Source organism: Mycobacterium sp. 852014-50255_SCH5639931 (genome assembly GCF_001665605.1).
Classification (GTDB): domain Bacteria; phylum Actinomycetota; class Actinomycetes; order Mycobacteriales; family Mycobacteriaceae; genus Mycobacterium; species Mycobacterium paraffinicum.
On record NZ_LZSV01000035.1, the window covers coordinates 65,537 to 77,326 of the forward strand.

Genomic DNA, 11,790 nt, shown 5'->3' on the forward strand with positions numbered 1-11,790 from the left:
TTCGCCACCGCCATCAGGCCCCAGACTTATGCTGACCACGATGGCGAAAAACAGCCTTGACCCCACCACGCCGTTATGGCGTGCGGCGCAAGTGTTCCGGCTGCTGAGCTGCATCTACGCCACCGGGTTCCAGATCGCCATCAACCCGGACCTGCGTCGGCCCGCGCTGGGCTGGGTGCTGTTCGCGGTGCTGATCGGTTGGAGCGCGGCGTGCGCGGTGGCTTACTTACGCGGGTTCGGTCGCAAACCAGCGTGGGTGCTCGCCGAGGTCGTGATCGTCGTGCTGCTCATGTCGTCGAACACCATCGTCACCACCCCACACTGGGCGGCCGAAAATCAGACCTGGCCGACAACGCTGTGGGCCAGCAACCCCACGATCTCGGCGGCTATCCAGTTCGGCCCCGCCGGCGGCATGCTCGCGGGCCTGGTGGTGATGGCCACCAATTTCGCGGTCAAGAACTATCTCGCCCTCAACCTGGGGCATAACGCCACCGTCATCATCGAGCTGGCGATCGGCATGGCGATCGGCATGGCCGCCCAAACCGCGCGGCGCGCCCACGATGAGCTCCAACAGGCGGCCCGGCTGACGGCCGCGGTGCAAGAACGGGAACGCCTGTCCCGCCAAGTCCATGACGGGGCCATCCAGGTGCTGGCGCTGGTGGCCAAGAAAGGCCACGAAATCGGCGGCACCACAGCAGAACTCGCCGACCTGGCCAGCGAGCAGGAACGCGCGCTGCGACGATGGCTGGCCAGCACGGACATCGACCACGACACCGACGGCGCCACGATCGATCTGCGCACCCTGCTGCGCTGCCGGGAATCCGACCGGGTGTCGCTGAGCCTGCCCGCGACACCGGTGCCCTTGGGTCGCCGGGTGGGCACCGAGCTCGACGCGGCGGTTGGCAACGCTCTGGACAACGTGGAAGCGCATGCCGGGCCCGGCGCGCACGCGTTCGTGCTCGTCGAAGACCTCGGCGATTCCGTTGTGGTGAGCATCCGCGACGACGGGGTGGGAATCGCCGCCGGCCGGCTCGAGGAAGCGGCCGGCCAGGGGCGCCTGGGCATCTCTCAATCGATCGTCGGTCGGTTGACTTCGCTGGGCGGCAGCGCCCACCTGCGCAGCGAACCGGGAGAAGGCGCCGAATGGGAGTTGTGCGTGCCACGCGGAAAGGCGTCCCATGGCCGATGAGACCCCCACGACGGTGATGGTCGTCGACGACCATCCCATCTGGCGTGACGCGGTCGCCCGCGACCTGGCCGACGAGGGGTTCACCGTGGTCGCCACCGCCGATGGCGTCGCCGCGGCGCGACGGCGGGCGGCCGTGGTCAAACCCGACGTCGTGGTGATGGATATGCAGCTGCCCGACGGCGATGGCGCACAAGCGACCGCGGGAGTGCTCGCGGTCTCTCCCTCGTCTCGGGTGCTGGTGCTCTCGGCCTCGGACGAGCGAGACGACGTGTTGGAAGCCGTCAAGGCCGGCGCGACCGGGTATCTGGTCAAGAGCGCATCCAAATCAGAACTGGCGCAAGCCGTGACAGCGACCGCTGAAGGCCGCGCCGTGTTCACCCCGAGTCTGGCCGGGCTGGTGTTGGGTGAATACCGGCGGATGGCGCAGAGCAAGGACGACGGCCCCGCTCGGCCGAGCCTCACCGAACGCGAAACCGAGGTGTTGCGCTACGTGGCAAAGGGCCTGTCCGCCAAGCAGATCGCCCAGAAGCTGTCGCTCAGCCACCGCACGGTGGAAAACCACGTGCAGGCGACCTTCCGCAAACTTCAGGTCGCCAACCGGGTGGAGTTGGCGCGTTACGCCATCGAGCACGGCCTCGACGAAGAGCCGTGACCCGCAGGGCAACCAGGTGACTGCCCTGCGGGTCAACGAATCCTGCGGCTATCCGCGAACAGTGTTGGGACGCTTGGCCGAAGCGGCGGCCACCACGCGGGCGCCCACCAGCGCGGTCACCATCACGGCCATGCACACCAGGCCGTCGTCTTTGAGGCCCCACCTGATGGCGGCAAGGATGGCCACGCCCGCGACGCACAACAGGGCGCCGATCGCCGTTCCCCGCCCGCGCCCTGTCACCGCCGGGGCGCCGTCCCAGCCCGACAGTGGGTTGTTCTCCAGCGGCCGCAGTGCGACGAAAAGCACCGCCACGGCGACGGCCACGACGAGCAGTTGCGCGAGGCTGACGGCGAGGAAATCCCGCGAGCCCGGGTAACGAGGGCAGCCGAGGCAGTCAAAGACCAGATGCACGCCGAGCAGCACAGGCATGTGCCACAAGTACAGCGTCATGGCTCCGGAGTTACCGATAGCCGTCCACCACCACACCCGTGGCCGCTGGGCCCAGCGTGCGATCGCCGGCGCGGCCGCGATCGCCAAGGCGCTCAGGGCGATTGCGTGCCCGGCCAACAGCAGTGAGGGCGGGCTGGTGTTGGACAGCTGGTGATCACCGGTGCCGACCATGCTGATCTGGTACGGACCCCAGTGCACCAGCGCGACGTCGACGGCGAACCCGATGGCCGCGATGACGAGTGCGGCGCGCCCGGTGAGCAGCCGACGGCGGTACGCGATGCCGAACATGGCAGGGATGAGCCAGACAGCCAGGTTGAGGTAGCCCAGCGGCATCATGGCCGGCCAGTGCAGCCGAATGGCGTCGATCGCCGCGATGGTCGCGTAGACGCCGGCCACAGCCGCGGCGAGACGTCCCGCGCTGGTGATGCGGTACAACACCGGCATGGCGGCCAGCACCAGCACGTAGGCGCCCAAGAACCACAGCAGCTGCGTACTGACACCGGCCACCGGCTCGTAGATGTGTTGCGGCAGAGTTCGATACAGCACCGTCAGCGCGACCGCCCAAAACGCCAAGTAGTAGAACACCGGCCGGAACAGTCTGGTGCAGCGTTTCATCAGCCAGTCACCCCAGTTTGTGCCGGCAGACCACGACGATAGGCAGGCCGCGGCGCCGGCGAAGAAGAACAGCGGCATGATCTGCAGAAGCCAGGTCGCCGCCTGAAACACCACCGAGGTGGTCAGCAGGTTATCCCAGATCAAGACGTGGTTGCGGATGATGCTGATGGCCATCACGGTGTGGCCGAGCACCACACCGATCAGCGACGTGATGCGGATGACGTCCAGTACGCGGTCGCGGTCGGCTGGAGTGGCCGCCGCCACCTCGGCGACGTCGGGGAATCTTGTGAGAGCTGCCATGGCGATGGCACCGGGCCTTTCAGGGAATCTGTTGGTGAACAAGGGATTAAGCGGCGGGATGTCGGGACAAGCATGGCCGATCGCGCAGGGCTCGCGCCCGCGCAGTTCTACGCGTCTGACCTGAGTAGTACTACTCAGGTCGCGGCCGTATTGAGCGGGTCGTAGTCGGCCAGCAGTTTCTCGATGCGTGCTTCGTCCAACCGGACGCGCACCGTCGCGGCTTCCTGTTGGTCGCGAATCACCTTGGCCAAGGTGAACGCGCTCGACACCAAGAACAGGAAGGTGATGCCGAGAAACGATCGCTGCCACCCGTCGAGCGGAAGGAAGTAGATCCCGCCCAGCGCGGTCACGAGGCTGATCGCGAACGCGACAGCGGCTTGAACGAAGAAAGCGGCGGTGGTTTTGGACATGCTATTGGGAACGGTCATGCCAAACAGCCTGCGGCAACGTGCTGCTCGCCGGAATCCGTAAGACTACTCAAACCGAGGAGATCTCCCGCATGCACGCGTTACTGCGAAATACGTATGGCGTGGACGCCACTCCCTACCTGCGGCCCCCGTACGGCCATCACAATGCCGCGGTCGCTGCGGTGGCCGCCGACCTGGGCTACCAGGTGACCGCGTTGTGGTCCGGCGACTTACGGGATTCCGCGCTGGTTCCCGAAGACCAGATCGTCAGGATGGCATACCAGTCGTTCGTCCCACAGAACATCGTGATCGGCCACCTCAACCACCCACCGGTCACCCATGTGTACGGGCAGCTGGTGGAGATCATTCGGGCGCGTCGGCTGCGCACGGTGACGCTCACGTGTTCCTGCGACCGGAGCTCCCGCACCGGGCATAGCGTTCGAGGCGCGTCTCAGCCCAGTTGGTCGCCAATCTCCTTGGCCGCCTTGCCAAGAGCCGCGGCCACCGCGCCGTAGCGGGAGGCGTCCAGCCGGTTCTGCGGGGCGGCGGCGTTGAGCGCGAGGCGCAGGCCCGGCGCCCGCGTCGGTATGGGAACCGCGACCGAAGCGACGCCTTCCTCACTTTCCTCGCGGTTGATGGCGTAACCGCGCTCACGGATCGCGGCGAGCTCGGCCTCCAACTCGGTCCGGCTGCCGATCGACGAGGACGTGATGCGTTCCAACCGCTCGTGCGGCAGCAGCTGACGCAGCTCCGGTTCGGGCAGCTGCGCCAGCATGACCTTGCCCGTCGATGTGCAATGCGCCGGCATGGTGCGGCCCAGCCGCGACGCAACCCGGACCGCTGCCGGGCCTTCGACGGCGGCGATGAAGCGGACGCTGGCGCCGTCCAACATCCCGACGTGGATGGTTTCGCGCAGCTGCTCACCGAGGCTTCGCATGATCGGGGCGGCCGATCGCTGGATGTCGACGCGGCCGAAGATCGCGAACGCCACACCGGTCAACGCCGGTCCGGGCAGGTAGGCCTTCGACACCGGGTCCTGCCGGACGAACCCGCGGTAGGCCAGCATCGCCAGCAACCGATGCGCGGTGGACGACGCCACGCCCAGGTAGCGGGTGGCCTCGCTCAACCGGATCTGGGGTTGTTCACCCAACAACAGCAGCAGCTTGAGCGCGTTGTCTACCGACTCGATCGGATACTGCGGCGCAAGCGAATCGGCGGGCGGCGCCTCGGCGTCCTCCGCATCCGGCTCGCGCTTTTTCGGCATGACAGTGAAGTTACCCGGGGACAACGCGAAGAGGTTGCGACTCACAGCAAGCTGAGGACGGCCGCGCCCAGTAACCCCGCCCCGCTCACCACGGCCGCGGTGACCGCGATGGCCTTCCACCCGAAGCTGCGCGCGACCATCGCGGCTGCCGGAAGGCTCACCGCCGGAAGGGTGATCAGCAGCGCACCGATGGTTCCCGACGACGCACCCAGCAGCGCCAGACCCTGAAGGATCGGGATTTCTCCGGCCGTCGGAATGACGATGAGCGTGCCGACAATCGCGACCAGCGCGACGAGCAGCAAGCCCGGTAGCAGGCCGTGGTGGGCGGGTTGACCGAGGGTGAGCAGCCAGCCCCGGAACGCCCCGAGAACAAGTACCAGGACTGCGTACTCGGGCAGCAGGAACAAACGCAGATACAGCAGCGCCCGCACGAACCCGCGCGACCGTCGCGGGGGCTCGGCGTCAGCCGCGGCGGGCGCCTCCGGGGGCGTCGCACCCACGGACCCGCGGGAGACCATTCCGACCGCCGCCCCGACGCCAAGCACCGCCGCGACACCGACGATCACCCTGGTCAGGGTCCATTGCCACGGGCCGACCAGGAAGAGGAAAACGAGCACCGCCGGGTTCAGCAACGGATTGCCCAGCCAGTACGCGGCGGCCGCAGGACCAACGACGCCGTTGCGTCGCAAGGTGACCGCAACGGGCGCCGCGCAGCATGTGCACATCATCGACGGCATACTTGCCGCCCCGCCGGCCAGCGCGCTCGCGATGGGCCCACGCCGGTTCAACGCCCGCGGCAACCACGACGGCGGCATCAACGCCTGAACCGAGGCGCTGATCAGCAGCGCAACCACCAGCGCCGGCCAGATCGACGACACATAAGCGTGAAAGAACGTCGCGGCGGCGTGCCATGTCGGGCGATCCCCGGCGTGCACGCCACCAATGATGAGAATGCTCGATCCGGACCAATGATGGGTCCGATGGGCTGTGACGGCCTTCGCGGCATAGGGCAGCCACTTCGCCCACAGCAACCCCGCCACGAACACGGCCAGTGTGACGAAGACACCGACCGCGACGTTCCCGCGGCGCCCGATGTGAATTGCGTTGCCCTTCAAAGGCATAGCCATGATGAACGAGGCTAGCCCACGAAGTGCGATTCTTTTGCGGCGAGTGGATGGCCACGCTTACCACACCGGGACCGCGATCGCTATTATTCTCGGCTTCGTGTTCGGGGCTATTCCGTCTGGGTATCGCCGTTACGTCGCCATCGGGGACAGTCAGACCGAGGGCTTGTGGGACGGCGACGACGTCGTCGGTCTCCTCGGATTCGCCGACCGGCTCGCCGTCACGATCGATTCGTTCTTCCCGGGACTGCACTACGCCAACCTGGCGATCCGCGGCAAACGGGTCGCCGACGTCTTGTCCGAGCAGGTCCCGCAGGCCCTGGCGATGCAGCCCGATCTGATCACCGTGTGCGCGGGGATGAACGACGTCATCCAGCCGGGGCGGTCATTCGGTCCGGCCCTGGCCGACCTCGAACACGTCTACGCCGCGTTGGCCAGATCCGGCGCGACGGTGGTGACGACGACTTTCCCGAACGTCGCTCAGTTCCTCCCGCTCGGTCGGCTGGTGTCCGGGCGTCTCGCCCGCATCAATGCGGCGATCACGGCCGCCACCGATCGCTACGGTTTCCGGCTCGTCGACCTGTACAACGCGCCGTCGATGCGCGAGCTGGACACCTGGGCCATCGACCGGGTGCACGCCTCCACCAAGGGGCACATGCTGTTCGCCGCCGCGGCCGCCGAGGCACTGGATTTGCCTGGCAGCAACCATGATTGGGCCCACGGCAGCCCCGACGCGAGGCGCCGGTCGCTGACCGCAGGCACCTATGAGCAGTTGCGCTGGACGCAGGACAGTTTCTTCCCGTGGATCTGGCGGCGCCTGCGCGGCCTGTCGTCGGCCGACGGCCGGGAGCCCAAACGGCCACAGTTGGAGAGCCTCGGCGCGCCGAGCCGACCGGCCGACGCGAACCGGAGGGTTTAGGACGCGTATCGCCGGACGGTCAGGCATCCTGGACGCATGGATGTGGAGGCTTTGCTGCACGCGATCCCGCCGCTCGCGGTCTACCTGGTGGTCGGCGGTGTGGTCGGGCTCGAGAGCCTGGGCATTCCCCTTCCCGGGGAGATCATCCTGGTCAGCGCCGCGCTGATGTCGTCGCATGACGATCTGCCCGTCAACCCCGTCGGCGTCGGCGTCGCGGCGGTGATCGGCGCCGTGGTCGGCGACTCGATCGGGTACGCGATCGGACGCCGGTTCGGCATGCCGCTCTTCGACCGCCTGGGCCGGCGCTTCCCCAAACATTTCGGTCCCGGACACGTCGCGTTGGCCGAAAAGTTGTTCAACCGCTGGGGGGTTCGGGCGGTCTTCCTCGGCCGGTTCATCGCGCTGCTGCGGATCTTCGCCGGGCCGCTGGCCGGGGCCCTGAAGATGCACTACCCCCGGTTCTTGGCGGCCAACGTCTCGGGCGCCATCTGCTGGGCCGGTGGCACCACCGCGCTGGTGTACTACGCCGGAATGGCCGCGGAACGCTGGCTGGAACGGTTCTCCTGGATAGCGCTGGTCATCGCGATCGTGTTCGGGCTGATCGCTGCCTTCGCGCTGCGGGAACGCACCTCCCGGGCCATCGCCGAGCTCGAGGCCGAGCATTACCGCAAGGCCGACAGCACCGCGGCCGACGCAGCTTGAGCCAGCGGCTAGCTGGCCGCCTCGCCGAGATCCTCGGGCGCAACCGGACGGTGCTCTTCGATGAGGGGAACGGCCATCCTGCGGGCACGCAACGCCGCATCCACGTCGCCCACAGCCGCCAGAATGATGGCGCCCTTCATCAAGATGTGCCAGGACGAGGCGAAGTCCTCGACGTCGGTCAGACCCGCGGCGACGGCGCGCTGACGCACGATGTCGCGAACATGGTCGATGTGGGTGATGCAGGCCCTTCCCGCGGGGGAATCGGGCCCGAGCTCGAGCAGCACGTTGATGAACGAGCAGCCCTCATAGCCGTCGCGGAGCTGAATCCAGTCGTGCATGACGTCGAAAATCGCGAGCAACTGTTGCTCGGGCGTCTCGCCCCGCCGCCGTGACTGCTCCTCGATCAGGCCGTGGGTCCACAGTTCCTCGCGCCGCTGCAGCACGGCCAGCACGAGGTCGTTCTTGGTGGCGAAGTGCCGGTACAACGTAGCCCTGGCGACACCGGCCCGGTCGATCACCTCTTCGGTACCGACCGCACGGATTCCACGCCGGCTGAACAGCTCATATGCCGCGGCCAGGATACGTTCACGAGCCGACGCGGCGGGCGTTCCGACATCGGAAGTTGTCATAGCAACCCACAACATACTCTTAGCTGGCACAGGTAGACAGACAGACCTGTCTTGTTATAGAAAAGAGATTCGCATTCCGCGAGAAAGTCTGTCTTCAGAGGGCAGGACGGGCATCCATCGCAGCGTCGTAGACGCTGGTCGATTAGGAGTCCAAGATGTTGAGCTCGGCCATTGCAGAACCCATGACAACTACCCACCTGATGCTCAGCACGAAGCTGGTCTACGAGCTGGGCGACCCCAACAGCACGCTGCGCGCGTCAGCCGATCGCAGCGGCCCGGCGGTACTGATCTATGCGGGCGGGGAGGTAGACGCGTGCAACGAGCACACCTGGCGCCAGTTGGTCAGCGAAGTCGCCGGCATCGTCATCGCTCCGGGTGCCCTGGTCGTCGACGTCACGGGCCTCGATTTCATGGCCTGCTGCGCGTTCGCGGTGCTGGCCGACGAGGCGAAGCGCTGCAAGGAGCGTGGCATCGAGTTGCGCCTGGTGAGCCGCGAGCCGATCGTCGCGCGCATCGTCGACGCGTGCGGCCTGTCGGCCCTCCTGCCCATCTACCCGACCGCCGATTCCGCGTTGGCGTCCGCGGCCCGTTGGTGACGGCGCAGCACGGACACTGATAGGGCCCCTGCGCCTGGATGAGCGACCCTCCCACCTTCGGCGCGGAGGAAGAATTCCTCCTTGTCGACCCGCGAACCGGCGAACCGGCTCCGCAAAACGCCGATGTGGCCGCCGAGGCCAAGCGCCGGGGTGTTGAGCTGCAGCTGGAACTCAGCAGTTGCCAAGTGGAAACCACCTCCAGCGTGGTGTCGACCAGCACGGAACTCGGCCAGGAACTGGCCCGGCTGCGGCGCACCGCGGCACAGGCGGCCGAGGCTGCGGGGCTTCGGCTGCTCGCCGCCGGTCTTCCCCCGACCACACCGCATGAGTCTCCCGTCACTGACACGCCCCGCTATCGCCGGATCGGCGCGGAGTACGGGATGGTCGCGCACGAGCAAGGGATCTGCGGATGCCATGTGCACGTCGAGGTTCCCGACCGCGCGGCCGCCATCCATGTCAGCAACTGGCTGCGGCCGTGGCTGCCGAATTTGCTTGCGCTGGCGGCTAATTCGGCGGTATACCGCAGCGCCGACAGCGGCTACGCGAGCTGGCGCAGTGTCCTGTGGCGACGCTGGCCGGTGGCCGGGCCGCCGCCGTTCTTCCCGTCGCCCGACGACTACGCCCGCACAGTGCGGATGCTGATCGACAGCGAAGTGATCCTGGACGAGAAGATGGTCTATTGGGACGTGCGTCCGTCGGAGAACTTCCCGACGATCGAGGTGCGGGTGGCCGACGTGCCGGCGACCGTCGCGGAAACGGTGCTGCTCGCCACGCTCGTCAGGGCCGCGGTGATGACGGCGCTCGAGGCCCGCGGGCGCGAAGACGAGCCCGGGCGGCTTCCGCCGGCGGCCCTGCGCGCGGCGTACTGGAAGGCCGCCCACGACGGGCTCGCCGGTCGCACGCTCGACCTGATCCACGGCGGCGGAGCGGTGTCGGCTCGCGATCAGTTGGGCGCCCTCGTGCAGCGCGTGCGGCCGGCGTTGGAGACGCTCGGCGAATACGACCGCGTCGTAGGCGAACTCGACCGCGTCGCCATGCAGGGCAACGGGGCGATGCGTCAGCTGCGGGCGTGGCGCAAGCGGGGCGAGGTGATGGACGTCATCGACGAAGCGGCCGCCGCCACGCTGAGCTGAACCCCTTGGGGCACAGCCGCACCCGTCAGGCCACGGCGAGCAGTCGATACAGCCCGATCAGGCCGACGACCACGATCGTGGCGCGCAGCGCGTTTCCCGACAGCCGGCGGCCGTAGCGCGCCCCGATCAGCCCGCCGATCAGCGAACCCACGGCGATCAGCCCGGCGGCCGGCCAGCTGATCCGGCCGAAGGCGACCAACGTATAGGCAATCGCGGCAACGACATTGACCACGAGGGCCAGCAGGTTCTTGGCGGCATTCATCCGCTGTACCGACTCCGGCAGCAGCGCGCCCATCAGGCCGACCAACAGGATGCCCTGAGCGGCGGTGAAATAACCGCCATAGACGCCGACGGCGAATGTCCCGAACACCAGGACGGCCATGCGGCGGGGTGTGATGTGCTCGGGCGAGCGGCCCGCGGCCTCGGCGCGCCGGCCCGTCCACGCCTGAATCCGCGGCCCGGCGACCACCAGAGTCAGCGCCATGACCAACAGCACCGGCACCACTTCGGCGAAGACCTTCTCCGGCAGATGCAGCAGCAGGAAGGCGCCCAGCACCGCGCCGCCCAGCGACGCCGGAAGCTGCCAGCGCAGCCGATCCCACTGGCCGCGCAGCTCGGCGCGGTAGCCCCAGGTGCCCGACACGCTGCCGGCGACCAGACCGATCGCGTTCGACATAGTGGCCGTCACCGGTGGGAAGCCGAGGGCGACCAGCGTGGGGAACGTGATCAACGTGCCGGACCCGACCAGCGCGTTGATGGCGCCGGCGCCGAACCCGGCCAAGCAAATGAGAATCATGTGGGAAGGCGACACTGAAGAAAAACCTTAGCCTGCCGCCGGTTTCGGCATGCGGGCGACCGCCGGGTTATGCTCCCCGTCAGGCGGGCGGCGCTTCGCCCCCGCGGTCGACGCCGGCGCGCAGCTTGACCGACGCCGAATAGGCCAGCGTCCGGAAGTGCAGCACCGGGTCGTCGGAGGGCTCGATGCCGTCGGTGACGCGCATCGGGTCGAAAACGACGATGTCACCGCCGTGCTCGCGCTCGGTCTCCAGTCCGGTGATCTCGAGGGTGCCGACGGTCGCGATCTGCGTGCTCTGCCAGGGCGCCGACGGGTCCACCGTCGAGTCGGTGGGTCCGGCGATCTGCACGCGATATCCGAACCGCACCGGTCCGCCCTCCAGGCGCGCGTTCAGCTCGTCGGTGAGGAAGTCCGCGCCTTTGCCGTGGGCGGCGGATGCCGATAGGAAGTTCTCCGCGGCGGCCGGAACCAGGTGATAGCGAACGAATCTGGCGCTGCCGTCGGCGGCGACCCAGCGGAAGGCGTGCAGGCCGTGGTACTCGACGGTGGCGTAGCTCGCCGGAATCCTGTTGGCGTCCCGCACCACCGGTAGCGCGCCGAGCAGCTTCGGATGCGTGAGAAAGTATTTGGCCATGCGCAGGGGCGTGGTCAGGCCGGGCCGCATCGCCTTGAGCAGATCGACGAACCCGTCCGGTGTGCTGGAAACGAACAGGCGTGCGGTCTGCGTCGACACGTCGGTGGTGGAGCCGTCGGGCAGGGTGAACTTCACCGCCATCCCGCGGATGCCCGCCACGTTGTCGCGCTGTTTGGGATTGCCTGCGCCGTTGGAGAAGCGGATCAGCGCCGGGACCGTCGAACCATCGAGATGCTTTGCGCGCGTGAGCATGACCGCATCGGGTGTCGCGGTGAACGTGCCGCGGTAGAGCGTGCCTTTGGCGTGTAGCGCGCGGCAGCCCGGCTGCGCGCCGCCGGTGCCTCGGATCGCCTCGATCGCGTCATCGGGAGTGACCATGC

At 67.8% G+C, this 11,790-nt stretch carries 13 protein-coding genes and 1 pseudogene; 7 read left to right on the forward strand and 7 right to left on the reverse strand.

Features of this window, described 5'->3' with window-relative positions; all coding sequences use genetic code 11:
• Positions 1-28 precede the first annotated feature (28 nt).
• Positions 29-1,189: a MacS family sensor histidine kinase gene (macS, locus tag A5758_RS21180; RefSeq protein WP_067744053.1), complete on the forward strand. Its 1,161-nt coding sequence runs from the start codon at positions 29-31 to the stop codon at positions 1,187-1,189.
• Positions 1,179-1,841: a response regulator transcription factor gene (locus A5758_RS21185; protein ID WP_067744056.1), complete on the forward strand. Its 663-nt coding sequence runs from the start codon at positions 1,179-1,181 to the stop codon at positions 1,839-1,841. The genes macS and A5758_RS21185 overlap by 11 nt, the downstream gene beginning before the upstream one ends.
• Before the next feature lie 48 nt (positions 1,842-1,889).
• On the opposite strand, the gene A5758_RS21190 is transcribed toward A5758_RS21185, so the two are convergent.
• Positions 1,890-3,206: an acyltransferase gene (locus tag A5758_RS21190; protein ID WP_067744059.1), complete on the reverse strand. Its 1,317-nt coding sequence runs from the start codon at positions 3,204-3,206 to the stop codon at positions 1,890-1,892.
• Positions 3,207-3,340: 134 nt separating this feature from the next.
• The gene (locus A5758_RS21195) at positions 3,341-3,634 is read right to left on the reverse strand and encodes a YiaA/YiaB family inner membrane protein (protein WP_067744061.1); all 294 of its coding nucleotides are present in this window, start codon (positions 3,632-3,634) and stop codon (positions 3,341-3,343) included.
• A gap of 56 nt (positions 3,635-3,690) precedes the next feature.
• Between A5758_RS21195 and A5758_RS21200 the strand changes: the two are divergent.
• Positions 3,691-4,011: pseudogene (locus tag A5758_RS21200) on the forward strand (polysaccharide deacetylase family protein); the annotation flags it as partial.
• Between the two features lie 53 nt (positions 4,012-4,064).
• Here the strand turns inward: A5758_RS21200 and A5758_RS21205 are convergent.
• Both A5758_RS21205 and A5758_RS21210 read right to left on the reverse strand, forming a co-directional pair.
• Positions 4,065-4,877, reverse strand: a complete 813-nt coding sequence (locus A5758_RS21205) for an IclR family transcriptional regulator (RefSeq protein ID WP_067744067.1) — start codon at positions 4,875-4,877, stop codon at positions 4,065-4,067.
• 41 nt (positions 4,878-4,918) lie between these two features.
• Entirely contained in the window at positions 4,919-6,004 is a 1,086-nt protein-coding gene (locus A5758_RS21210) for a permease (RefSeq protein WP_067744070.1), read from the reverse strand.
• A gap of 97 nt (positions 6,005-6,101) precedes the next feature.
• Between A5758_RS21210 and A5758_RS21215 the strand changes: the two genes are divergently transcribed.
• On the forward strand, positions 6,102-6,920 hold the full coding sequence (locus A5758_RS21215) for an SGNH/GDSL hydrolase family protein (protein ID WP_156622731.1): 819 nt from the start codon (positions 6,102-6,104) through the stop codon (positions 6,918-6,920).
• 36 nt (positions 6,921-6,956) lie between these two features.
• Positions 6,957-7,622 carry a DedA family protein gene (locus A5758_RS21220; protein ID WP_067205847.1) on the forward strand — a complete coding sequence of 222 codons (666 nt, stop codon included), beginning with the start codon at positions 6,957-6,959 and terminating at the stop codon, positions 7,620-7,622.
• Positions 7,623-7,630: 8 nt separating this feature from the next.
• Here the strand turns inward: A5758_RS21220 and A5758_RS21225 are convergent, their stop codons facing one another.
• Entirely contained in the window at positions 7,631-8,251 is a 621-nt protein-coding gene (locus A5758_RS21225; protein ID WP_067205850.1) for a TetR/AcrR family transcriptional regulator, read from the reverse strand.
• Positions 8,252-8,451: 200 nt separating this feature from the next.
• On the opposite strand from A5758_RS21225, the gene A5758_RS21230 reads away from it, so the two are divergent.
• Both A5758_RS21230 and A5758_RS21235 read left to right on the forward strand, forming a co-directional pair.
• Positions 8,452-8,847, forward strand: a complete 396-nt coding sequence (locus A5758_RS21230) for an anti-sigma factor antagonist (protein ID WP_067205853.1) — start codon at positions 8,452-8,454, stop codon at positions 8,845-8,847.
• A gap of 38 nt (positions 8,848-8,885) precedes the next feature.
• Positions 8,886-9,980 carry a glutamate--cysteine ligase gene (locus A5758_RS21235; protein WP_067744073.1) on the forward strand — a complete coding sequence of 365 codons (1,095 nt, stop codon included), beginning with the start codon at positions 8,886-8,888 and terminating at the stop codon, positions 9,978-9,980.
• 25 nt (positions 9,981-10,005) lie between these two features.
• On the opposite strand, the gene A5758_RS21240 is transcribed toward A5758_RS21235, so the two are convergent.
• Both A5758_RS21240 and A5758_RS21245 read right to left on the reverse strand, forming a co-directional pair.
• On the reverse strand, positions 10,006-10,791 hold the full coding sequence (locus A5758_RS21240) for a sulfite exporter TauE/SafE family protein (protein WP_082939790.1): 786 nt from the start codon (positions 10,789-10,791) through the stop codon (positions 10,006-10,008).
• Positions 10,792-10,855: 64 nt separating this feature from the next.
• Positions 10,856-11,788: a catalase family peroxidase gene (locus A5758_RS21245; RefSeq protein ID WP_067744079.1), complete on the reverse strand. Its 933-nt coding sequence runs from the start codon at positions 11,786-11,788 to the stop codon at positions 10,856-10,858.
• Positions 11,789-11,790 lie beyond the last annotated feature (2 nt).

Bases quoted from the DNA above. Each gene is read 5' to 3' on its own strand.
- macS (WP_067744053.1), top strand. From the start codon at position 29: ATGCTGACCACGATGGCGAAAAACAGCCTTGACCCCACCACGCCGTTA.
- A5758_RS21185 (WP_067744056.1), top strand. From the start codon at position 1,179: ATGGCCGATGAGACCCCCACGACGGTGATGGTCGTCGACGACCATCCC.
- A5758_RS21190 (WP_067744059.1), bottom strand. From the start codon at position 3,206: ATGGCAGCTCTCACAAGATTCCCCGACGTCGCCGAGGTGGCGGCGGCC.
- A5758_RS21195 (WP_067744061.1), bottom strand. From the start codon at position 3,634: ATGACCGTTCCCAATAGCATGTCCAAAACCACCGCCGCTTTCTTCGTT.
- A5758_RS21205 (WP_067744067.1), bottom strand. From the start codon at position 4,877: ATGCCGAAAAAGCGCGAGCCGGATGCGGAGGACGCCGAGGCGCCGCCC.
- A5758_RS21210 (WP_067744070.1), bottom strand. From the start codon at position 6,004: ATGGCTATGCCTTTGAAGGGCAACGCAATTCACATCGGGCGCCGCGGG.
- A5758_RS21220 (WP_067205847.1), top strand. From the start codon at position 6,957: ATGGATGTGGAGGCTTTGCTGCACGCGATCCCGCCGCTCGCGGTCTAC.
- A5758_RS21225 (WP_067205850.1), bottom strand. From the start codon at position 8,251: ATGACAACTTCCGATGTCGGAACGCCCGCCGCGTCGGCTCGTGAACGT.
- A5758_RS21230 (WP_067205853.1), top strand. From the start codon at position 8,452: ATGCTCAGCACGAAGCTGGTCTACGAGCTGGGCGACCCCAACAGCACG.
- A5758_RS21235 (WP_067744073.1), top strand. From the start codon at position 8,886: ATGAGCGACCCTCCCACCTTCGGCGCGGAGGAAGAATTCCTCCTTGTC.
- A5758_RS21245 (WP_067744079.1), bottom strand. From the start codon at position 11,788: ATGGTCACTCCCGATGACGCGATCGAGGCGATCCGAGGCACCGGCGGC.